This is a genomic window from Pseudomonas sp. C9-3 (assembly GCF_032392015.1).
Classification (GTDB): Bacteria; Pseudomonadota; Gammaproteobacteria; order Pseudomonadales; family Pseudomonadaceae; genus Pseudomonas; species Pseudomonas nitroreducens.
On sequence record NZ_CP135919.1, the window covers coordinates 5,852,348 to 5,873,989 of the forward strand.

Below are 21,642 nucleotides of genomic sequence, written 5' to 3' on the forward strand. Positions count from 1 at the left end.
CCGCTGCCCCTTCAAACTCAAGATTTCAACGCTTCGGCCAGTTTCGCGATTTTACCGCGCACCGAGCCATCGATTACCAAGTCACCGGCGCGAATAACCACGCCGCCGATCAGGCTCGCGTCTTCCGACGCATGAAGTCGCACTTCGCGACTGAGCCGGGCGCTGAGAGCCTTGGCGAGTTTGTCCTGCTGTTGCTGGTCCAGGGCGAAGGCACTGGTGACCTCGACCTCGACCAATTTTTCCTGCTCGGCCTTGAGTTGCTCGAACATCACGAAGATGGTCGGCAGCAGGTCGAGCCGCTTGTTTTCAGCCACAGTCCGGACGAAGTTCTGGGCCGGAGCATTGAGCTTGTCGCCACACACGTCGATCAGCGCGTCAGCCTTGGCTGCCGCGGTCAGCTGGGGCTCCTTGAGCAGCTGGCGCACGGTGTCGTCCCGCGACACTGCAGCCAGCACACCCAGAGCAGCGGACCAGTCGGCCAGTTGCTGATGAGCCTGGGCGTACTCGAAAGCCGCCTTCGCGTATGGACGAGCCAATGTGGTCAGTTCTGCCATATCGCCCTCTGCTTAGATCTCGGCGGCCAGTTGATCAACCAGCTGCTTTTGCGCGTTGGCATCGATCGAAGCACCCAGGATCTTCTCGGCGCCGGAGACAGCCAGGGCACCCACTTGGGTACGCAGGGCGTCTTTGACGCTGTTGAGCTCCTGTTCGATCTGGGCTTTGGCCTGAGCGATCATGCGATCACCTTCGGCACGGGCCTGATCACGGGCTTCGTCAACGATCTGGTTAGCGCTCTTCTTCGCCTGCTCGATGATTCCGGCTGCTTGAGCCTTGGCTTCGCGCAGTTGCTGACCCGCTTTCTCGTGAGCCAGTTCCAGGTCACGAGCCGCGCGGTTGGCAGCGTCCAGGCCGTCGGCGATCTTCTTCTGACGCTCGTGCAGAGCCGCGATGACCGGAGGCCATACGAACTTCATGCAGAACAGGACGAAGATGGCGAACGCGATGGCCTGGCCGATCAGAGTTGCATTAATGTTCACGCCAATACCTCGCTCGTTCGTTGTTCAGTCACAGATTTCCGCTGTTCGGAAATTAGTGGGCAACCTGAGCAATGAACGGGTTAGCGAAGGTGAAGAACAGAGCGATACCAACGCCGATCATGGTCACGGCGTCGAGCAGGCCGGCGACGATGAACATTTTGACCTGCAGCATCGGAACCATTTCCGGCTGACGAGCAGCGCCTTCCAGGAACTTGCCGCCCAGCAGGCCGAAGCCGATGGCGGTACCCAGAGCGCCCAGACCGATCAGCAGTGCAACGGCGATAGCAGTGAGTCCAACTACAGTTTCCATTTTTCCTCCCGACTTTTTTGTCGTGTTGGTTAAAGGTTGAAGCAAGTTAAGGTGGTGAAGCTCTTCTTACGCCCACTCCCGCGAGGGAGTGGGCGCATAGAATCTTTGGATCAGTGGCTGTCTTCGTGGGCCATCGACAGGTAGACGATGGTCAGCATCATGAAGATGAAAGCCTGCAGGGTGATGATCAGGATGTGGAACACGGCCCACGCCCAGTTCAGCACCACGCCCATGCCGCCCAGCCAGAGGATGCCGGAACCGAACATCACGGCGATCAGGATGAAGATCAGCTCGCCGGCGTACATGTTGCCGAACAGACGCAGTGCCAGGGATACCGGCTTGGCGATCAGGGTCACGAACTCCAGCAGGAAGTTCACGGGGATCAGGATGATCTGAACCACCATGTTGCTGCTGTGGAACGGGTGCAGGGTCAGTTCGCCGAGGAAGCCGCCGATGCCCTTGACCTTGATGCTGTAGAAGATGATCAGCGCGAACACTGCGATCGACATGCCGAAGGTGGCATTCGGGTCGGTAGTGGCTACTGCGCGGAAGAACAGGTGCTCGTTGCCGGTGACCGCCTGGGCCGCGAGCGGCAGGAAGTCCACGGGCACCAGGTCGATCAGGTTCATCAGGAAGATCCAGACGAACACGGTCAGCGCCAGCGGTGCGATGAGCGGGTTACGGCCGTGGAAGGTGTCCTTCACGCTGCCGTCGACGAACTCCACGAGAACTTCAACGAAGTTCTGCAGGCCGCCAGGTTGACCGCTGGTGGCCTTCTTGGCTGCCATGCGGAAGATAAGGATGAACACCAGGCCGAGGAATACGGACCAGCCCAGGGTATCAACGTGGAATGCCCAGAAGCCCATTTCCTTGGCTTGTTCGGCGGTGTGGGCGAACCCCCAGGAACCATCCGGCAGACGACCCAGGGTCAGGTTCTGCAAGTGGTGCTGGATGTAACCCGAAGCGCTTTCTGCTGCCATGTTTGCCTCAATCGCTCTAAGGTCTTGTAAATGTGTTTCGCATCAGCAGGGGTGCAAACCAGCTGACCGCGAGGGTCAGCAGGTAGAGGCCGAACAGCGCCAGGGGCGCCAGCGGCTTCACACCTGCGAACGTCAGTGCGAAGAGCACTGCCGTCAGAATCAGTTTTCCCGCCTCACCGGCATAAAAGGACCGGACTATCAGCTGGGCAGAACGCGCGCCGCTATAACGGAACGCCTTGCGAGCAAAGTACAGATTCGGCAACCACGCAATCAGGCCTCCGAGCAATCCGGAATAACCTGCGACCGATCCCCAAGCAAACCACAGGGTTGCTGCACCGATAAGCAGCACCACCAGTTGGACGAGCAACAGGCGAAACGCCGGTTGACGATGGAAGGGCAAACGATTGGGCTTGCGGGGTTCCATCTGAGCTCACAGTCCTCTGGTGTCGGCTTCACAAATCAACAACTTGGCATACTTTGTGCCGACAAAATTGCGCGCAGAGTATAGGGGGCGCCGCATACCCGTTCAACCGTCAGGTAGTGATTTCCGACGACCCCCTACATAGCCTTTCGTATCAGCGTATGTGGGCGAGCACACCCTGCAGCTCGTCGAGGGAGTTGTAGCGGATCACCAACTGGCCCTTGCCCTTCTGGCCATGGCGAATCTGCACGGGAGCGCCCAGGCGCTCGGCCAGGCGCTGTTCGAGGCGGCTGATGTCCGGGTCGGTCCTGACCGTTTTGACAGGTTCCTCGGATGTAGTGAGCCACTGGCGCACTAGTGCTTCGGTCTGACGCACGGTGAAACCGCGTGCGACAACATGTCGCGCACCCTCAACCTGCCGATTCTCCGGCAGTCCGAGCAAGGCGCGGGCATGGCCCATTTCCAGGTCGCCATGGGAGAGCAGGGTCTTGATCTCTTCCGGCAGGGCGATCAGCCGCAACAGATTGGCCACGGTTACGCGGGATTTGCCCACGGCGTCGGCGACCTGTTGCTGGGTCAGCTGGAACTCCTGCTGCAGGCGCTGCAGGGCAGCCGCTTCCTCGATGGGGTTGAGGTCTTCGCGCTGGATGTTCTCGATCAGCGCCATGGCAATGGCAGCTTCGTCGGGCACTTCGCGGACCATCGCCGGGATCTTGTCCAGGCCGGCCTGCTGGGTGGCGCGCCAGCGGCGCTCACCGGCGATGATCTCGTAGCGACCGTTGCCGATGGGGCGCACCACGATGGGCTGCATCACGCCCTGGGCCTTGATCGACTGGGCGAGCTCCTCGAGGGCCTGCGGGTCCATGTCGCGGCGGGGCTGGTACTTGCCGCGCTGGATCAGGTCCAGCGGCAGGTGTTGCAGCTCCCTGCTGTCCACTTGAACGGCTTCTTCCTGCAGCGTAGCGGCGCTGGAGCCACTGAGCAGGGCGTCCAGCCCGCGTCCGAGACCTCGTTTCTTGGCGGCCATGCGGGTTCCTTAATCTCTTAGGCGGGTGCGGTAGTGCGGGCGGCGCGCTGACGGCGCACCAGCTCGCCGGCCAGCGCCAGGTAGGCGAGGGCACCGCGCGATTGCTTGTCGTAGACCAGCGCCGGCATGCCGAAGCTGGGGGCTTCAGCGAGTCGCACGTTGCGCGGGATCACGGTGGTATAGAGCTTGTCGCCGAAGTGTTCCTGCAACTGCGCGCTGACGTCGTTGGTCAGGCTGATGCGCGGGTCGTACATGGTACGCAGCAGGCCTTCGATCTTCAGCGCCGGGTTCAGGCGTTCGGCGATACGCTGGATGCTGTTCATCAGGTCGGTCAGCCCTTCCAGTGCGTAGTACTCGCACTGCATGGGGATGATCACACCGTCCGAGGCGGACAGGGCGTTGACCGTCAGCATCGACAGCGACGGCGGGCAGTCGATGAGGATGAAGTCGTAGTTCTCGCGAATCGGCGCCAGCGCGTGGCGCAGGCGGTGTTCCTTCACGTCCATTTCCAGCAACACCACTTCCGCCGCGGTGAGGTCGCGGTTGGCGGGCAGCAGCTGGTAACCGCCGTGCTCGGAGAACTGCATGGCCTGGGCCAGGTCGCATTCGCCGGTGAGCACGTCGTAGATGGAATCGTCCAGGGACAACTTATCCACACCGCTGCCGGTGGTGGCATTGCCCTGTGGATCGAGGTCGATCAGCAGCACGCGTCGCTTGGTGGCGACCAGCGATGCCGCGAGATTTATACAGGTCGTGGTCTTGCCGACGCCGCCCTTCTGGTTGGCGATCGCGAATACCTTAGCCATGGTTTTCCCCACTCCCCGTCATGCAGTGCGGCGCAGTATCAGCAGATGGCGCTGGCCTTGGCAACCCGGCACCGCCAGAGCGTGTTCGGCTTCGACCCGGAAATCCTCCGGGAGTGCCGCGAGCTCGTCGCTGGGGTGCACGCCTTTCATGGCCAGCCAGTTGGTTCGAGTGTCACCCAGGTGACGCGTCCAGTTCGTGAAGTCTTCGAGGCTGCTGAAAGCCCGGGAGACGATCCCGTTGAACGGCTGCTCGGGCTGGAAGGCTTCCACACGGCTGTGGATAACCTGCAGGTTGTCGAGCTTGAGCTCCAGCTTCACCTGGGTCAGGAAGCGGGTCTTCTTGCCATTGCTGTCCAGCAGGGTCAGGGACTTTGCGGGGAACAGGATGGCCAGCGGGATGCCGGGCATGCCTCCACCGCTGCCGACATCCAGCCAGCGCTCACCGCCGGCGGCTTCGAATTGCGCGACGATGCTCAGGCTGTCGAGCAGGTGGCGCGAGACCATTTCATCCACATCACGCACGGCGGTGAGGTTGTATGCCTTGTTCCACTTGGCCAGCAGGGCCAGGTAGTCCAGCAGTCGTTGCTGGGTGGCGGCGTCGATATCCAGGCCGAGCGTCTGGATGCCACGCGCGAGTTCGTCGGCGTGGCGGGCAGTGACCAGGGACATCAGGCGCTCTGCTCCAGCTGACGACCAGACGAGCGCTTCTTCAGATGGATCAGCAACAGGGAAATCGCCGCCGGGGTCACGCCAGGGATGCGGCCGGCCTGACCAAGGGTTTCGGGCCGGGCATTACCCAGCTTGAGCTGGATCTCCTTCGACAGCCCGGAAATGGACTGGTAGTCGATATCCACAGGCAGGCGGGTGTCCTCGCTGGCACGCAGGCGAGCGATCTCTTCCTGCTGGCGATCGATGTAGCCGGCGTACTTGGTGCGGATCTCCACCTGTTCGGCGACCTGCGGGTCTTCTGCGCCAGCGCCGGTCACTTCGGCCAGGCTTGCGTAGTCGATTTCCGGGCGGGCCAGCAGGTTGAGCAGGTTGTATTCGTGAGCCAGCGGAGTGCCGAAGCGTTCGGCGATAGCATCGCCCTGCGCAGTGTTGGGGCGAACCCAAGTGCTCTTCAGGCGCTGTTCTTCACGCTCGATACCTTCGCGCTTGGCTTCGAATACAGCCCAGCGCTCGTCGTCGATGAGACCCAGCTCGCGACCCTTTTCGGTCAGGCGCAGGTCGGCATTGTCCTCGCGCAGGATCAGCCGGTATTCGGCGCGCGAGGTGAACATGCGGTAAGGCTCCTGGGTGCCGAGGGTGATCAGGTCGTCGACCAGTACGCCGATGTAGGCCTCGTCACGACGCGGGCACCAGCTGTCGCGGCCTTGCGAACGCAGCGCGGCGTTGGTGCCGGCGAGCAGGCCCTGGGCGCCGGCTTCTTCGTAGCCGGTGGTGCCATTGATCTGGCCAGCGAAGAACAGGCCGTCGATGACCTTGGTTTCCAGGCTGTACTTGAGGTCACGCGGATCGAAGTAGTCGTACTCGATGGCGTAGCCCGGGCGAACGATATGCGCGTTCTCCATGCCGCGGATCGACCGGACGATATCCAGCTGCACATCGAAAGGCAGCGACGTGGATATGCCGTTCGGATACAGCTCGTGCGTGGTCAGGCCCTCGGGTTCGAGGAAAACCTGATGGCTGTCCTTGTCGGCGAAGCGATGGATCTTGTCTTCGATCGACGGGCAGTAACGCGGGCCGACACCTTCGATCACACCGGAGTACATGGGCGAGCGATCGAGGTTGGACGCGATGATCTCGTGGGTCCGCGAGTTGGTGTGAGTGATCCAGCAACTGACCTGGCGCGGATGCATTTCCCTGGAACCGAGGAAGGACATCACGGGAATCGGGGTATCGCCCGGTTGCTCGGTCATCGCGCTGAAATCGACGCTGCGACCATCGATGCGCGGAGGCGTACCCGTCTTCAGGCGGCCGACACGCAGCGGCAGTTCGCGAAGGCGCTTGGCCAGGGCGATGGACGGCGGATCGCCTGCGCGGCCGCCGGAGTAATTCTGCAGACCGATGTGGATAAGTCCGCCGAGGAAGGTACCGGCGGTAAGCACGACGTTATCTGCATGGAATTTCAGACCCATCTGGGTCACCACGCCGCGCACCTGATCCTGCTCGACGATCAGGTCATCGCAGGACTGCTGGAATATCCAGAGGTTGGGCTGGTTCTCCAGGATTTCCCGCACCGCTGCCTTGTAGAGGATGCGGTCTGCCTGTGCACGCGTAGCGCGTACGGCCGGGCCCTTGCGGCTGTTCAGGACTCGGAACTGGATGCCGCCTTTATCGGTGGCCAGCGCCATGGCGCCGCCCAGGGCATCGATTTCCTTGACCAGATGGCTCTTGCCGATCCCACCGATGGCGGGATTGCAGCTCATCTGGCCAAGGGTTTCCACATTGTGGGTGAGCAGCAGCGTCTTCACGCCCATGCGTGCAGCCGCTAATGCGGCCTCTGTGCCGGCATGGCCGCCGCCGATCACGATCACGTCAAAACGGGAAGGGAAATCCACCACGCACCTCGTGCCTGTTGATCAAGGAGAAAGAAGAGAGCCGGACAGTATAGGGGTTAAGGGCTTTCGATTGAAGGCACCTGAACAAAAAATAGCCAATGGCCGCGATGGGCTTCTAATAGAAAATAAAAGAGAGGAACTTTTTTAAATCTTTTTAGAGCTTGTGTTTATGTATGGTGAAGCGGTTTTCTGTGGATAAGCTGATACAGGCCTTGAATCATCACGGTTTCAGCCGATGACAACCCTGTGTCGATGCTGTCAGGTTGCAGGGGATCTCCCGTGTTCAGCCTGTGGATGAAGTGGCATGTTATCAACAGGTGGATTTACCCACAGGATGGTGCAGGGGTTGTCTACTAAGCTGTACGGTACTTTTCCACAAGGTTCACGAATGCCTGTGGAAGGCCCCTTTTATTCTCTGAAAGCCGCGTATAACTAGGCGTCAGCTGAATTCATGGCTGTGGATAGATGTTCCAGAGGGAAAACGGGGACGGCAGGACGCGCGATGACGGAATGGCTCCGTCACCGGTAGGGAAAGGCTGGGTTGTGGATTACTTGCCGATGCAGAAGCTGGAGAAGATTCGACCCAGAAGGTCGTCCGGCGTGAAGGCGCCGGTAATCTCCCCAAGTGCCTGCTGGGCCTGGCGCAGGTCCTCGGCCAGCAGTTCACCTGCGCCGCTCAGGGTGAGCTGTGCGCGGCCATGCTCGAGGCTATCTCCTGCCTGGCGCAAGGCCTCCAGGTGCCGCCGGCGGGCGCTGAAGCTGCTCTCTGCTGTTTGCTCGAAGCCCATGCAGGCCTTCAGGTGCTCGCGCAACAGTTCCAGCCCATTCCCCGAGCGGGCGGACAAGGCGATGGTGACGTGACCGTCAGCGCTCTCCTGCAGTCCGATGGACTCTGTGGATAAATCCGCTTTGTTGCGAATCAGGGTCACGTGCGCCGGATCGGGTCGGCTGGCCAGGAACTCAGGCCACAAGGCGAAGGGGTCGCTGGCTTCCGGCGCGGTGGAGTCCACCACCAAAAGCACGCGGTCGGCTTCGCTGATTGCCTTCAGCGCGCGTTCCACGCCGATCTTTTCCACATGGTCATCGGTGCTGCGCAGACCGGCGGTGTCGATAATGTGCAGCGGCATACCGTCGATGTGGATATGTTCGCGCAACACGTCGCGGGTGGTACCGGCGATATCGGTGACGATGGCGGCTTCGCGGCCGGCCAGGGCGTTCAGCAGGCTCGATTTGCCGGCATTGGGACGCCCGGCGATCACTACGGTCATGCCATCGCGCAGCAGCGCGCCCTGGCCAGCCTCGCGCAATACCGAGGCAAGCTCTGCGCGCACCGCATCCAGTTGCGACAGCACATGGCCATCGGCGAGGAAGTCGATTTCCTCTTCCGGGAAGTCGATGGCGGCCTCGACATACATGCGCAGGCCGATCAATTGATCGGTCAGGCTGTGCACGCGGCGGGAGAATTCTCCCTGCAGTGAACGCACGGCATTGCGCGCAGCCTGGGCTGAGCTGGCCTCGATCAGGTCGGCGATGGCTTCAGCCTGGGCCAGGTCGAGCTTGTCGTTGAGGAAGGCGCGTTCGCTGAACTCACCCGGACGGGCCTGGCGCGCTCCCAGCTCCAGGCAACGTTGCAGCAGCATATCCATCACCACCGGGCCGCCGTGGCCCTGGAGCTCAAGCACATCCTCGCCGGTGAAGGAATTCGGGCCGGGGAAGAAGAGCAGCAGGCCTTCGTCGATGACGTCGCCATCATCGGCATGGAACGGCCCGTAGTGCGCATGGCGTGGCTGCGGCTCGCGCCCGCTCAGGGTAATGGCCATGGCGCGGGCGCGGGGACCGGAGACGCGGACAATGCCCACCCCGCCACGGCCCTGAGCGGTGGCAACGGCGGCGATGGTTTCACGGGCTGTATTCATGTCGGCGGTCTCGCGGTTGTGTTCGTGGCACGCGGGAAAGCAAAGTTATCCACATAGCAAAACGCCCCACGAGGGGGCGTCTTGTCGATCGGTGTCTGGCTGCGATATCAGGCGGAAGCCTTCTTCGCGGAAGCCTCGATCCGACGGGTAATGTACCACTGCTGCGCGATGGACAGGCAGTTGTTCACAACCCAGTACAGAACCAGACCAGCCGGGAACCACAGGAAGAAGAAGGTGAAGATGATCGGCATCAGCTTCATGACCTTGGCCTGCATGGGGTCCGGCGGAGTCGGGTTGAGCATCTGCTGAACCAGCATGGTGGCGCCCATGATGATCGGCAGGATGAAGAACGGATCTTTCACCGACAGGTCGACGATCCAGCCCAGCCACGGAGCCTGGCGCATCTCGACGCTTTCCAGGAGTACCCAGTACAGGGAGAGGAAGACCGGCATCTGCACCAGGATCGGCAGGCAGCCGCCCAGCGGATTGATCTTCTCCTTCTTGTACAGCTCCATCATCGCCTGGGACATCTTCTGGCGATCGTCGCCGTGCTGTTCCTTCAGAGCTGCCAGTTTCGGCGACACGGCGCGCATACGGGCCATGGAGCGGTAGCTGGCGGCGGACAGCGGGAAGAAGGCCAGTTTGATGACGATGGTCAGGAAGATGATCGACCAGCCCCAGTTACCCACCAGGTTGTGGATATTTTGCAGCAGCCAGAAGATCGGCTGGGCGATGAACCACAGCGGACCGTAGTCGACGGTCAGTTCCAGGCCCGGGGACAGTTCCTTCAGGTACGCCTGCAGTTTGGGGCCGGCGTACAGGGTCATGCTGGTTTCGCCCTTGGCACCCGGCGCAACCGTCAGGTTGGGGCCGGTGTAGCCGACGATGTAGTTGCCCTGGGCGTCCTTGCGGGTCATCACGCTGTGGGTATCGCCCTTGGCGGGAACCCAGGCGGTGACGAAGTAGTGCTGCAGCCAGGCTACCCAGCCACCCTGGACGGTTTCCTTGAACTGCTCCTTGTCCATGTCCTTCATGGACACTTTTACGTAAGGCTTTTCAGGGGTCCAGACCGCAGCGCCGAGGTAAGTCGACACACCGGTAGCGGTGGTGGAGGACGGGTCGACGCTGGCATCACGCTTGAGCTGGGCGAACAGCGAGGCGCTCCACGGTTTGTCGCTCTGGTTGTCGATCAGGTAGCTCACGCCGACCTGATAGGCATTGGGGTTGATGCACTCGAGCTTCTTCTGCGCCTTTTCCTTCTCGGTGCAGTCGTTTTTCAGGCCGCGGTGGAAGGTGAAGCGCTTGATGTAGCTGACGCCGTCCTGTGCATAAGTCAGGTCGACGACCATCTGGTCCTGGCCGTCCGCCAGTTCGTAGACGGGTTTCGCCGAAGCATAGAGCGGGCGTCCACTGGCAGCGGCGTCCGGACCATTGGCACCGGTCAGGCCGCTCTGGGCCAGGTAGGTACGCTGGTTGTCACGCTCGAACAGCGGGAATGGTACGTCCGGGCGGTCCTGGCGCAGTGGGTACTGGGTCAGCCCGAGTTTGATCACGTCGCCGCCGCGCGGGTCGATGGTCAGGTCCAGGACATCGGTCTTCACGCGGATCAGCTGTTCGCTGGCGACCGCCGGCTTCTGCTCATTGGGCAGGCTGGCCTGGGCGTTCTGCGTGGTGGGTACGTCAGCGTTGGCCGCGTTGCCGGCAGGCACGGAAGTGTCCGGCAGGCCTTCAGTCTGATTGAAGGTCGCGGTCTGCGCCGGCAGTTCGGGCTGGCCGTAGTCCTTGTTCCACTGGAGGACCAGTGCATAGGACACGATTGCCAGGGCGACGAATAGGATTGAACGTTTGATGTCCATGGTTACTCGGCCGTCGAGGAAGGGGCGGGCTTGGAAGGATCTGGCGGTACCGGGTCGTAGCCACCGGGGTGCCAGGGATGGCAGCGGCCTAGGCGACGAGCGGCCAGCCAGCCACCACGCAGGAAGCCATGGATTTCAATGGCCTCCTGCGCGTAGCAGGAACAGCTGGGGTAGAAACGACAGTGCCTGCCCATCATGGGACTGATGGCGTAGCGGTAAAACTGGATCAGTAACAGCGCCAGTCTACGCATGGGAACTGTCGGCCACTCCCGGGGATTCTGTCGCGGGTTCCGGACTTGGCCGATTGCGCAACAGGCGCTTCCAGAGTTTGCCGAACTGCTGGTGCAGCTCCGGATTCTCCAGATCGCCAAGGCCCTTGCGCGCGATCACCACGATATCCAGACCAGCCAGCTTCTGCTGGTTGAGGCGGAAGGAATCGCGGAGAAGGCGTTTAAGGCGGTTACGCTCGACGGCGAGCTTGACGTTCTTTTTGCCGATCACCAGGCCGAGGCGGGGATGATCGAGACCGTTTTCGCGCGCCAGCAGCAGAATGTGCTTGCCGGGAACCTTGGAGGTGGGGGAGTCGAAGACTGCTGTGAATTGCCGGGCTGTCAGAAGACGTTTTTCCCGGCTGAAATCCTGACTCACCACCTGTGTCGGACAAATCAGACGGTCAGACGCTTGCGGCCCTTGGCGCGACGACGCGACAGAACCTGACGACCGTTCTTGGTGGCCATGCGAGCGCGGAAGCCGTGAACGCGAGCGCGCTTGAGGGTGCTGGGTTGGAAAGTACGTTTCATGATTCGGTACCTGGGTTTGACGACATGAGGTCGCAGTGACCCCGTTTAAAGAGACCGGCGATTCTAGTGAAATCACGCGGTCAGGTCAATTTCCAACCAGCATTGGAAACAAAATCTATAGAAAGGAAGGAAATCTCTTTTTTAAAAGATTGAAGTGATGATTATGTTTATGCGGGCATCTGCCTGTGCATAACTCATCCCAGGGTGCGGGATGAGTGGGGCACGGCGAATGATAACCCTGTCGGGAAGTCGTGCGCTGCTTGTGTGGGGCCGGTTGGAAAGCTGGGTATGGAATGCGGATTTTTCCACAGGGATTTTTTCCACAGATTGATCCCCTGTGTCGTCCCCTGCCCCATCAAGCTGTTATCCACAAGGTTCAAGGTGCTATTACCCGACCGCCGGTAAAATCATTAACACCTTGATTTTGCTTGTGTCCTGGCGCGCTTAACTGTGGATAAGTTGGTCTGGCGGGGATACAATGGCGGTCTGTTTCGCTTTGCGACTTCTTTTGGGGGATATCCGTGTCCGTGGAACTTTGGCAGCAGTGCGTGGAGCTTCTGCGCGACGAGCTGCCGTCCCAGCAATTCAACACCTGGATTCGTCCTTTGCAGGTCGAGGCCGAAGGGGAAGAGTTGCGCGTCTACGCACCCAACCGCTTCGTACTCGACTGGGTCAATGAGAAGTACATGGGGCGCCTGCTGGAGCTGCTGGGCGAGCGTGGCAATGGCCAGATCCCGGCGATCTCGCTGCTGATCGGCAGTCGCCGTAGCCGCACGCCCAGGCCTGCCCTGGTGCCGACGCCTCAGGTCAACGTGCAACCGGTGGCGCAACCGCCGGTTGCGCCGATGTCCTTTGCTCCCGCGCCCGTTGCTATGCCTGTTTCCGAGCCCCAGCCAATCCAGGCGGCGCCGGTACAGACCATCGCCGATCTCGACGAATCGAGCCCGGGGATCGACCCGCTGGCGGCCGCTATGCCCGCAGCTACTGTGCGCACCGAACGCAACGTGCAGGTAGAAGGTGCGCTCAAGCACACCAGCTATCTCAACCGCACCTTTACCTTCGAGAACTTCGTCGAGGGTAAATCGAACCAGTTGGCACGCGCGGCAGCCTGGCAGGTAGCGGACAACCTCAAGCACGGCTACAACCCGCTCTTCCTTTATGGGGGCGTCGGCCTGGGTAAAACCCACTTGATGCACGCTGTGGGTAACCACCTGCTGAAGAAGAACCCCAATGCGAAGGTCGTGTACCTGCATTCGGAGCGCTTCGTCGCGGACATGGTGAAAGCGCTGCAATTGAATGCCATCAACGAGTTCAAGCGTTTCTACCGTTCGGTAGATGCTCTGCTGATCGACGATATTCAGTTCTTCGCCCGCAAGGAGCGTTCCCAGGAAGAGTTTTTCCACACCTTCAACGCCCTCCTCGAAGGCGGCCAGCAGGTCATCCTGACCAGCGACCGTTATCCGAAGGAAATCGAAGGCCTGGAAGAGCGCCTGAAGTCTCGCTTCGGCTGGGGCCTGACGGTGGCAGTGGAGCCACCGGAACTGGAAACCCGCGTGGCAATCCTGATGAAGAAGGCCGAGCAGGCCAAGGTCGAGTTGCCGCACGACGCTGCGTTCTTCATTGCGCAGCGCATTCGCTCCAACGTGCGAGAGCTGGAAGGCGCGCTCAAGCGCGTGATCGCTCACTCCCACTTCATGGGCAGGCCGATCACCATCGAGCTGATCCGCGAGTCGCTGAAGGATCTGCTGGCCCTGCAGGACAAGCTGGTCAGCATCGACAATATCCAGCGCACCGTCGCCGAGTACTACAAGATCAAGATCGCCGACCTGCTGTCCAAGCGCCGCTCGCGCTCGGTGGCGCGTCCGCGCCAGGTTGCCATGGCACTTTCCAAGGAACTGACCAACCACAGCCTGCCGGAAATCGGCGTGGCCTTCGGCGGTCGGGATCACACCACGGTGCTGCACGCCTGTCGTAAGATCGCTCAACTCAAGGAATCCGACGCGGATATCCGCGAGGACTACAAGAACCTGCTGCGTACTCTGACCACCTGACGCAGCCTCACGAGGCAAGGGACTAGACCATGCATTTCACTATTCAACGCGAAGCTCTGTTGAAACCCCTGCAGCTGGTCGCTGGCGTCGTCGAGCGCCGCCAGACGCTGCCGGTTCTTTCCAACGTCCTGCTGGTCGTCGAAGGTCAGCAACTGTCGCTCACCGGTACCGACCTCGAAGTCGAGCTGGTTGGCCGTGTCACGCTGGAAGATGCCGCTGAGCCGGGCGAAATCACCGTGCCGGCGCGCAAGCTGATGGACATCTGCAAGAGCCTGCCCAGCGATGCTGTGATCGATATCCGCGTCGACGAGCAGAAGCTCCTGGTAAAAGCCGGCCGCAGCCGCTTCACCCTCTCCACCCTGCCCGCCAATGACTTCCCCACCGTGGAAGAAGGCCCGGGCTCGCTGACCTTCAGCCTGGTGCAGAGCAAGCTGCGTCGCCTGATCGATCGCACCAGCTTCGCCATGGCGCAGCAGGATGTTCGCTATTACCTCAACGGTATGCTGCTGGAAGTCGGTGGCGGTACCTTGCGCGCCGTGGCTACCGACGGTCATCGCCTGGCCATGTGCTCGCTGAGCAATGGCGTACCGGAAGCACAGGATCGCCATCAGGTGATCGTGCCGCGTAAAGGCATCCTGGAGCTGGCTCGTCTGCTGACCGAGCAGGACGGCGAAGTCTCCATCGTTCTTGGCCAGCACCACATCCGTGCGACCACCGGCGAGTTCACCTTCACCTCCAAGCTGGTCGACGGCAAGTTCCCCGATTACGAGCGTGTCCTGCCAAAAGGCGGTGACAAGCTGGTGATCGGTGATCGCCAGGTGCTGCGCGAAGCCTTCAGCCGTACTGCGATTCTTTCCAACGAGAAGTACCGCGGTATCCGTCTGCAGCTTTCCAACGGCCTCCTGAAAATCCAGGCGAACAACCCGGAGCAGGAAGAGGCGGAAGAGGAAGTGCAGGTCGACTACAACGGTGGCAGCCTGGAAATCGGCTTCAACGTCAGCTATCTGCTGGACGTCCTGGGCGTGATGGGTACCGAACAGGTGCGCATGATCCTCTCCGATTCCAACAGCAGTGCTCTGGTGCAGGAAGCGGACAACGACGATTCTGCCTACGTCGTCATGCCGATGCGCCTCTGACGCGTATCGATGTCCCTTACCCGCCTTTCGGTCACCGCGGTGCGCAACCTGCACCCGGTGACCTTCTCCCCCTCCCCCCGCATCAACATCCTCTACGGCGAAAACGGCAGCGGCAAGACCAGCGTGCTGGAAGCCATCCATCTGCTCGGCCTCGCGCGCTCCTTCCGCAGCATGCGTCTGCAACCTGTCATCCAGTACGAAGAACCGGCCTGCACGGTGTTCGGACAGGTACGTCTGGGGAATGGCTTCGATAGCAGCCTGGGTGTTTCACGGGATCGCCAGGGCGAGTTCCAGATTCGCATCGATGGGCAGAATGCACGCAGTGCTGCCCAGCTCGCCGAGACCTTGCCGCTGCAGTTGATCAATCCGGACAGCTTTCGTCTGCTGGAAGGTGCGCCGAAGATTCGCCGGCAGTTTCTCGACTGGGGTGTGTTCCACGTGGAACAACGCTTTATGGTTGCCTGGCAAAGACTGCAGAAGGCCCTGCGGCAGCGGAACTCGTGGCTCCGGCATGGTAGACTGGACGGTGCTTCGCAAGCTGCGTGGGACCGGGAGTTGTGCTCGGCGAGCGACGAAATCGATGCGTATCGCCGGTCCTATATCCAGGCCTTGAAACCCCAGTTTGAGCAGACTCTGGCTGAGCTCATCCAGATCGATGACCTGACGCTGAGCTATTACCGGGGATGGGACAAGGAACGCGAATTAAGCGAGGTGCTGTCCTCCAGCCTGCTGCGTGATCAGCAGATGGGCCACACCCAGGCGGGGCCTCAACGGGCGGATCTGCGAATTCGTCTGGGAGGACACAATGCCGCGGAGATCCTATCCCGTGGCCAACAGAAATTGGTGGTCTGCGCGTTGCGGATCGCCCAGGGGCATTTGATCAATCAGGCGAAGCGCGGGCAATGCGTCTACCTGGTGGATGACCTCCCCTCCGAATTGGATGAGAAGCATCGGTTGTCTTTGTGCCGGCTTCTCGAAGATCTGGGTTGCCAGGTATTCATCACCTGCGTCGACCCGCACTTATTGAAAGACGGCTGGCGAATGGAAACGCTGGTGTCGATGTTCCACGTGGAACATGGGCGCGTCTCTCAGGACACTACCATCGGGAGTGAAGAATGAGCGAGAACACCTACGACTCTTCCAGTATCAAGGTACTGAAGGGGCTGGATGCCGTACGTAAGCGTCCGGGCATGTACATCGGTGATACCGACGACGGCACTGGCCTGCACCACATGGTCTTCGAGGTCGTGGACAACTCGATCGACGAAGCGCTGGCGGGCCACTGCAGCGAGATCAGCATCACCATTCACACCGATGAATCCATCACCGTGCGCGACAACGGTCGCGGCATTCCGGTGGATATCCACAAGGAAGAAGGGGTCTCCGCGGCCGAGGTCATCATGACCGTCCTTCACGCCGGCGGTAAGTTCGACGACAACAGCTACAAGGTCTCCGGCGGTCTGCACGGCGTAGGTGTGTCGGTGGTGAACGCCCTCTCCCACGAGCTGCGCCTGACCATCCGCCGTGAGGGCAAGGTCTGGGAACAGGTTTATCACCACGGTGTCCCGCAATTCCCGCTGCGCCCGGTGGGCGATACCGAAGGTTCGGGCACCGAGGTTCACTTCAAGCCCTCTCCGGAAACCTTCCACAACATCCATTTCAGCTGGGATATCCTGGCCAAGCGGATCCGCGAACTGTCCTTCCTGAACTCCGGCGTGGGCATCGTCCTGCGCGATGAGCGTGCCGGCAAGGAAGAGCTGTTCAAGTACGAGGGCGGCCTGCGTGCCTTCGTCGAGTACCTGAACACCAACAAGACCGCGGTGAACCAGGTCTTCCACTTCAACTGTCAGCGTGAAGAAGACGGCGTCGGCGTGGAAGTTGCCCTGCAGTGGAACGACAGCTTCAACGAGAACATCCTCTGCTTCACCAACAACATTCCCCAGCGTGACGGCGGTACCCACCTGGCAGGCTTCCGCTCTGCCCTCACCCGTCACCTGAACAACTACATCGAGCAGGAAGGCCTGGCGAAGAAGTTCAAGATCGCCACCACCGGCGACGATGCCCGTGAAGGTCTGACCGCGATCATTTCGGTGAAGGTGCCGGACCCGAAGTTCAGCTCGCAGACCAAGGACAAGCTGGTTTCCTCGGAGGTGAAGACCGCCGTGGAACAGGAGATGGGCAAGTACTTCGCCGACTTCCTGCTGGAGAACCCGAACGAAGCCAAGGCCGTGGTCGGCAAGATGATCGACGCCGCCCGCGCCCGTGAAGCTGCGCGCAAGGCTCGTGAGATGACCCGCCGCAAGGGCGCGCTGGACATCGCCGGCCTGCCGGGCAAGCTCGCCGACTGCCAGGAGAAGGACCCCGCCCTCTCCGAACTGTACATCGTGGAGGGTGACTCCGCGGGCGGTTCTGCCAAGCAGGGCCGTAACCGCAAGACCCAGGCGATCCTGCCGCTCAAGGGCAAGATCCTCAACGTCGAGAAGGCGCGCTTCGACAAGATGCTGTCCTCCCAGGAGGTCGGCACGCTGATCACTGCACTGGGCTGCGGTATCGGTCGCGAGGAGTACAACATCGACAAGCTGCGTTACCACAACATCATCATCATGACCGATGCTGACGTCGACGGTTCGCACATCCGTACCCTGCTGCTGACCTTCTTCTTCCGTCAGCTGCCGGAGCTGGTCGAGCGCGGCTACATCTACATTGCTCAGCCACCGCTGTACAAGGTCAAGCGCGGCAAGCAGGAGCAGTACATCAAGGACGACGTGGCCATGGAAGAGTACATGACCCAGTCGGCCCTCGAAGAGGCCAGCGTGCATGTCAACGAAAGTGCCCCGGGCCTGTCCGGCGAAGCGCTGGAGAAGCTGGTCAACGAGTACCGCACCGTCATGCGTACGCTGTCCCGCCTGTCCCGTCTCTATCCGCAGGACCTGACCGAGCACTTCGTCTACCTGCCGCGCATTGATGTCGACCAACTGGGCGACCAGGCTGCCATGCAGGGCTGGCTGGACCAATACCAGGCTCGCCTGAAGGCCGCGGAGAAATCCGGTCTGGTGTACAAGGTCAACCTGCGGGAAGACCGCGAGCGTCACCTGTGGCTGCCGGAAGTCGAGATGGTTGCCCATGGCCTGTCGAGCTACGTCACCTTCAACCGCGACTTCTTCGCCAGCAACGACTACCGCTCGGTGACCGAGCTGGGCGCCAAGCTGAACAGTCTGTTGGAAGAAGGCGCCTACGTGCAGAAGGGCGAGCGCAAGAAGGCCGTCAGCAGCTTCAAGGAAGCCCTGGAGTGGCTGATGACCGAAGGCACCAAGCGTCACAGCATCCAGCGATACAAAGGACTGGGCGAGATGAACCCGGACCAGCTGTGGGAAACCACCATGGACCCGAACGTGCGCCGCATGCTGAAGGTGACCATCGAGGATGCCATCGCCGCCGATCAGCTGTTCAACACCCTGATGGGTGATGCTGTGGAGCCGCGCCGCGACTTCATCGAGAGCAACGCCCTGGCGGTGTCCAACCTGGACGTCTGATTCGGTGTAGGTGGGCAAAGTTATTTGCCCATTCGGACAAAGTTCGGGGGTTCGGCCAAAGTTAATGGCCCACTGCCCTCCTTCTGGCAAACCCCGGTTGACTGAAAGGTCTGCCGGGGTTTTGTCATTCAGGGGCATTTGATTTTTCGGGCTTCAAATGCCGCCGACTTGTAGAATCGAACCCACTTTTTTCTGATGTGCCCATGCGTCATGGCAGCAACCGCCAGGTGCTGGGCGTCGTGCTTTGTATAGGGATTGATTTACCCATGGCTGACAAGCTGTCACTAGAAACGCTGGAGTCCTGGCTCTGGGAATCCGCCAACATCCTGCGCGGTTCCATCGACTCCTCCGACTTCAAGAACTACATCTTCGGCCTGCTCTTCCTCAAACGTTACAACGATGTGTTCGAAGAGCGCATTGCCAAGCTTATGACGGACGAAGGCCTGACCTTTGGCGAGGCTCAGGATGAGATAGAGGACAAATGGGGAAAATTCCCGATTAGTGCCCGTTGGTTCGATCTGATATCGCGCACTGAGAACATTGGTGAAGCCCTCGACAAGGCCTTCGCGACCATCGAGGCCAACAACCCTGAACTGCAACATGTGTTGACCGCTACGCTGTACGGCGATAAGCGGGTGCTGTCGGATGCCACTTTGCAGCGTCTGCTGCGCCACTTTAACCAGTACAAATTGGGCAATGACGACCTGTACAAGGCCGACATGCTGGGCGATGCGTACGAGTATCTGATCAAGCAATTTGCCGACGACGCCGGAAAAAAAGGTGGCGAGTTCTATACGCCCAAGGCCGTGGTGCAGTTGGTGGTTGAGTTGATTGATCCACAACCCGGTCACAGCGTGTATGACCCCACCTGCGGAAGCGGCGGCATGCTGGTAGAGAGCGCCCACCATGTTTCAGCTTTGCCCAATGGCACCCTGATAGGCAAGCCTAATGTGCTGTTGTTCGGGCAGGAAAAGAACCTAGGCACCTGGGCTATCGCAAAGCTCAATCTTTACCTGCACAACATGCATGCCTCCATTGAGCGCGGAGACACCTTGGTCGAGCCCAGGCACCTCGACGGCGATTACCTGAAGACCTTCGACCGGGTGATTGCCAATCCGCCGTTCTCGGCAAAATCCTGGTGGGCGCCGTTGGAGCTGAGTCACGAGAACGAGCAAGACAGTGGCAAGAAGTCCAAGGCCCCCAACTACAAGCAGGTCAGTGACCCTTATGGTCGCTTGGTCTATGGCATCCCGCCACGGGGATATGCTGATCTTGCATTTGCCCAGCATATGCTGGCTAGTCTAAAGGCCGATGGGCGCATGGGCATTATCCTGCCGCACGGTGTGCTGTTCCGTAGCGGCGAAGAAGGCAAGATTCGTGAGGGGCTGCTATTCGGCACTGATACGGCGAATGGTAGCCAGCCGGGTGATTTGATTGAAGCCATCATCGGGCTACCCTCGGCTTTGTTCTACAACACCGGAATCCCGGCTAGCGTACTGATCCTCAACAAGCAGAAACCCGCTGCCCTCAAGGGCAAAGTCATCATCATTGATGCCAGCCGTGACTACTTAGAAGGCAAAGCGCAAAACAGCCTGAGCGCTGAACACATTACCCGCATCGTCAGCACCCACAAGGCTGCATTCGAGCTGCAAGCTGAGGTCGAAAGCTATTGTCGGCTGGTGACTCTTGACGAGATCCGCAGCAACGACGGCAATCTTAATATTGCTCGCTATATCGATAACGGTGAGGCCGAGGAGGTTGTGGACATACCCGCGACTTTGGGGCATCTCGCAACCCTGGCAAAAGAAGAAGCGCAAATTGATGAGCGGCTCAATGGCTACCTAGTGGAGTTGGAGCTGCTGGTGGCTGCTAAATGAGCAAGGTTTTGTCACCGACAGAAGTTGCTACCACTTTACCTTCTGTTGCAACGAAAGCCCTTTGCGCCATAACTGTACCTCTGTGCGAGGTGGCAGAGATTCGTACGGGTATCGCGAAAGGGAAGGCGGGCTTGAGAGCCCCTGTAGAGTTACCTTACTTGCGAGTAGCCAATGTCCAAGATGGGCGAATTGACCTTGCGTCTATAAAAAATATTCTTGTTGAATCCAATAGCATCGAGCGGTACGCCCTTCAAGCAGGGGATGTACTCATGACTGAAGGAGGAGATATTGACAAGCTTGGACGCGGAGCAGTTTGGAATGGGCAAATTGAACCATGCTTGCACCAAAATCATGTATTTGCAGTTCGTCCAGACAAGCGGCTCCTGAATTCGACCTATTTGGCGGCGGTGGCTTCCAGCGATTACGGGAGAAAATATTTTCTCAGCTGTGCTAAACGAACCACTAATTTGGCCAGTATAAATTCATCACAACTCAAAGCATTTCCGATCCCACTACCTCCACTGCCAGAGCAGAACAGAATTGCTTCTGTGCTCACGGCAGTAGACGAAAAGTTGGACGTTATTGCCCGCCAGATTGAAGCCACGCAGACTCTCAAACAGGGGCTAATGCAAACCCTGTTCAGCCGGGGTGTGGGAAAACAAGATGCTAATAGTCGTTGGATTCCGCACACTGAATTCAAGGACAGTGAACTGGGGGCGATTCCTACGGTATGGTCTGTGAAGGAAATTGGTGAAGTCTTAAGCGTTGTAGAGCGCCCTATCAAAATGGCAGACGATCAGCTTTACCGGAGAGTGACGGTGAAGCGGCGTTATGGTGGGGTCGAGCTTAGGGATGAGTTACCTGGAGCAAATATCAAGGTCAAGAACCAGTTTCTTCTTGAAGCAGGAGATTTCCTTATCTCAGAGCGTCAGATTGTCCATGGCGCGTGTGGAATTGTTCCCGAGCACCTTGCGGGCGCATTGGTTTCAAACGAGTATCTTGTGCTTCAAGCAAAAGAAGGCTTTGACGTAACCTATTTCAACTATCTGGTTCAGTTACTGAAATATGCAAAGCTGTTTCTTGTTTGTAGTCAGGGTGTGGACATCGAGAAGTTTCTCTTCAAACCCAAGGACTGGCTGAAAAAGCGGATTCCTGTACCTCCGCTCGCGGAGCAGCAACGAATCGCTGAGATATTGGGAGCCAGCGAAGAGAAAACTAATGCCCTGCAAAGGAAGCAGTCTGAGTATCAAAACCTCAAGCGTGGCCTGATGCAAAAGCTGCTAACCGGCGAATGGCGGGTAAAACTCGATAGCCCCATCGGTACAGTCTGA

Annotated in this window: 19 protein-coding genes and 1 pseudogene; 6 read left to right on the forward strand and 14 right to left on the reverse strand. The window is 59.8% G+C overall.

All coding sequences use genetic code 11. The features are described 5' to 3' along the window. Positions 1-17: 17 nt before the first annotated feature. The 14 genes from RS899_RS26780 to rpmH all read right to left on the reverse strand — a co-directional run bounded on the left by RS899_RS26780 (position 18) and on the right by rpmH (position 11,714). Positions 18-554 (reverse strand): F0F1 ATP synthase subunit delta, encoded by a 537-nt coding sequence (locus RS899_RS26780; protein ID WP_045213782.1) that lies wholly within the window; start codon positions 552-554, stop codon positions 18-20. A gap of 12 nt (positions 555-566) precedes the next feature. Further along, entirely contained in the window at positions 567-1,037 is a 471-nt protein-coding gene (locus RS899_RS26785) for a F0F1 ATP synthase subunit B (protein ID WP_315808444.1), read from the reverse strand. Positions 1,038-1,089: 52 nt separating this feature from the next. Then, positions 1,090-1,347 carry a F0F1 ATP synthase subunit C gene (atpE, locus tag RS899_RS26790; RefSeq protein WP_043256731.1) on the reverse strand — a complete coding sequence of 86 codons (258 nt, stop codon included), beginning with the start codon at positions 1,345-1,347 and terminating at the stop codon, positions 1,090-1,092. A gap of 110 nt (positions 1,348-1,457) precedes the next feature. Further along, positions 1,458-2,327 carry a F0F1 ATP synthase subunit A gene (gene atpB, locus RS899_RS26795; RefSeq protein WP_017518843.1) on the reverse strand — a complete coding sequence of 290 codons (870 nt, stop codon included), beginning with the start codon at positions 2,325-2,327 and terminating at the stop codon, positions 1,458-1,460. 16 nt (positions 2,328-2,343) lie between these two features. After that, on the reverse strand, positions 2,344-2,751 hold the full coding sequence (locus RS899_RS26800; protein ID WP_315808445.1) for a F0F1 ATP synthase subunit I: 408 nt from the start codon (positions 2,749-2,751) through the stop codon (positions 2,344-2,346). Between the two features lie 151 nt (positions 2,752-2,902). Then, the gene (locus RS899_RS26805; protein WP_054907592.1) at positions 2,903-3,775 is read right to left on the reverse strand and encodes a ParB/RepB/Spo0J family partition protein; all 873 of its coding nucleotides are present in this window, start codon (positions 3,773-3,775) and stop codon (positions 2,903-2,905) included. 17 nt (positions 3,776-3,792) lie between these two features. Next, entirely contained in the window at positions 3,793-4,581 is a 789-nt protein-coding gene (locus RS899_RS26810; protein WP_315808446.1) for a ParA family protein, read from the reverse strand. 18 nt (positions 4,582-4,599) lie between these two features. Continuing rightward, positions 4,600-5,250 (reverse strand): 16S rRNA (guanine(527)-N(7))-methyltransferase RsmG, encoded by a 651-nt coding sequence (gene rsmG, locus RS899_RS26815; RefSeq protein WP_054907591.1) that lies wholly within the window; start codon positions 5,248-5,250, stop codon positions 4,600-4,602. Beyond that, a complete protein-coding gene (gene mnmG, locus RS899_RS26820) occupies positions 5,250-7,142 on the reverse strand; it encodes a tRNA uridine-5-carboxymethylaminomethyl(34) synthesis enzyme MnmG (protein ID WP_315808447.1) in 1,893 nt (630 codons plus the stop codon). The genes rsmG and mnmG overlap by 1 nt, the downstream gene beginning before the upstream one ends. A gap of 548 nt (positions 7,143-7,690) precedes the next feature. Then, positions 7,691-9,058 carry a tRNA uridine-5-carboxymethylaminomethyl(34) synthesis GTPase MnmE gene (mnmE, locus tag RS899_RS26825; protein ID WP_315808448.1) on the reverse strand — a complete coding sequence of 456 codons (1,368 nt, stop codon included), beginning with the start codon at positions 9,056-9,058 and terminating at the stop codon, positions 7,691-7,693. Between the two features lie 107 nt (positions 9,059-9,165). Beyond that, positions 9,166-10,914, reverse strand: coding sequence for a membrane protein insertase YidC (yidC, locus tag RS899_RS26830; protein WP_315808449.1), 1,749 nt, complete (start codon positions 10,912-10,914; stop codon positions 9,166-9,168). 2 nt (positions 10,915-10,916) lie between these two features. Continuing rightward, the gene (gene yidD, locus RS899_RS26835; RefSeq protein ID WP_037007231.1) at positions 10,917-11,165 is read right to left on the reverse strand and encodes a membrane protein insertion efficiency factor YidD; all 249 of its coding nucleotides are present in this window, start codon (positions 11,163-11,165) and stop codon (positions 10,917-10,919) included. Further along, a complete protein-coding gene (gene rnpA / locus RS899_RS26840; protein WP_081754025.1) occupies positions 11,158-11,565 on the reverse strand; it encodes a ribonuclease P protein component in 408 nt (135 codons plus the stop codon). Before rnpA ends, yidD begins: the two co-directional genes overlap by 8 nt. A gap of 14 nt (positions 11,566-11,579) precedes the next feature. Continuing rightward, complete coding sequence (rpmH, locus tag RS899_RS26845; protein WP_003100258.1) at positions 11,580-11,714, reverse strand: 50S ribosomal protein L34; 135 nt, start codon at positions 11,712-11,714, stop codon at positions 11,580-11,582. A 521-nt stretch (positions 11,715-12,235) separates the two neighbouring features. Here rpmH and dnaA point away from each other — a divergent pair. From dnaA to RS899_RS26875, 6 genes and pseudogenes are all read left to right on the forward strand, one after another. After that, entirely contained in the window at positions 12,236-13,765 is a 1,530-nt protein-coding gene (gene dnaA / locus RS899_RS26850) for a chromosomal replication initiator protein DnaA (protein WP_315808450.1), read from the forward strand. Between the two features lie 29 nt (positions 13,766-13,794). After that, positions 13,795-14,901: a DNA polymerase III subunit beta gene (gene dnaN, locus RS899_RS26855; RefSeq protein WP_054907585.1), complete on the forward strand. Its 1,107-nt coding sequence runs from the start codon at positions 13,795-13,797 to the stop codon at positions 14,899-14,901. 9 nt (positions 14,902-14,910) lie between these two features. Beyond that, positions 14,911-16,013, forward strand: a pseudogene (gene recF, locus RS899_RS26860) (DNA replication/repair protein RecF). 3 nt (positions 16,014-16,016) lie between these two features. Next, entirely contained in the window at positions 16,017-18,434 is a 2,418-nt protein-coding gene (gyrB, locus tag RS899_RS26865; protein ID WP_315808452.1) for a DNA topoisomerase (ATP-hydrolyzing) subunit B, read from the forward strand. A 266-nt stretch (positions 18,435-18,700) separates the two neighbouring features. Then, a complete protein-coding gene (locus RS899_RS26870; RefSeq protein ID WP_315808453.1) occupies positions 18,701-20,311 on the forward strand; it encodes a class I SAM-dependent DNA methyltransferase in 1,611 nt (536 codons plus the stop codon). Beyond that, complete coding sequence (locus RS899_RS26875; RefSeq protein ID WP_315808454.1) at positions 20,308-21,642, forward strand: restriction endonuclease subunit S; 1,335 nt, start codon at positions 20,308-20,310, stop codon at positions 21,640-21,642. The genes RS899_RS26870 and RS899_RS26875 overlap by 4 nt, the downstream gene beginning before the upstream one ends.

Coding starts and splice junctions, on each gene's coding strand:
- RS899_RS26780 (WP_045213782.1), bottom strand. CDS start 554: ATGGCAGAACTGACCACATTGGCTCGTCCATACGCGAAGGCGGCTTTC.
- atpE (WP_043256731.1), bottom strand. CDS start 1,347: ATGGAAACTGTAGTTGGACTCACTGCTATCGCCGTTGCACTGCTGATC.
- atpB (WP_017518843.1), bottom strand. CDS start 2,327: ATGGCAGCAGAAAGCGCTTCGGGTTACATCCAGCACCACTTGCAGAAC.
- RS899_RS26800 (WP_315808445.1), bottom strand. CDS start 2,751: ATGGAACCCCGCAAGCCCAATCGTTTGCCCTTCCATCGTCAACCGGCG.
- RS899_RS26805 (WP_054907592.1), bottom strand. CDS start 3,775: ATGGCCGCCAAGAAACGAGGTCTCGGACGCGGGCTGGACGCCCTGCTC.
- RS899_RS26810 (WP_315808446.1), bottom strand. CDS start 4,581: ATGGCTAAGGTATTCGCGATCGCCAACCAGAAGGGCGGCGTCGGCAAG.
- rsmG (WP_054907591.1), bottom strand. CDS start 5,250: ATGTCCCTGGTCACTGCCCGCCACGCCGACGAACTCGCGCGTGGCATC.
- mnmE (WP_315808448.1), bottom strand. CDS start 9,058: ATGAATACAGCCCGTGAAACCATCGCCGCCGTTGCCACCGCTCAGGGC.
- yidC (WP_315808449.1), bottom strand. CDS start 10,914: ATGGACATCAAACGTTCAATCCTATTCGTCGCCCTGGCAATCGTGTCC.
- yidD (WP_037007231.1), bottom strand. CDS start 11,165: ATGCGTAGACTGGCGCTGTTACTGATCCAGTTTTACCGCTACGCCATC.
- rpmH (WP_003100258.1), bottom strand. CDS start 11,714: ATGAAACGTACTTTCCAACCCAGCACCCTCAAGCGCGCTCGCGTTCAC.
- dnaN (WP_054907585.1), top strand. CDS start 13,795: ATGCATTTCACTATTCAACGCGAAGCTCTGTTGAAACCCCTGCAGCTG.
- gyrB (WP_315808452.1), top strand. CDS start 16,017: ATGAGCGAGAACACCTACGACTCTTCCAGTATCAAGGTACTGAAGGGG.
- RS899_RS26870 (WP_315808453.1), top strand. CDS start 18,701: ATGGCTGACAAGCTGTCACTAGAAACGCTGGAGTCCTGGCTCTGGGAA.
- RS899_RS26875 (WP_315808454.1), top strand. CDS start 20,308: ATGAGCAAGGTTTTGTCACCGACAGAAGTTGCTACCACTTTACCTTCT.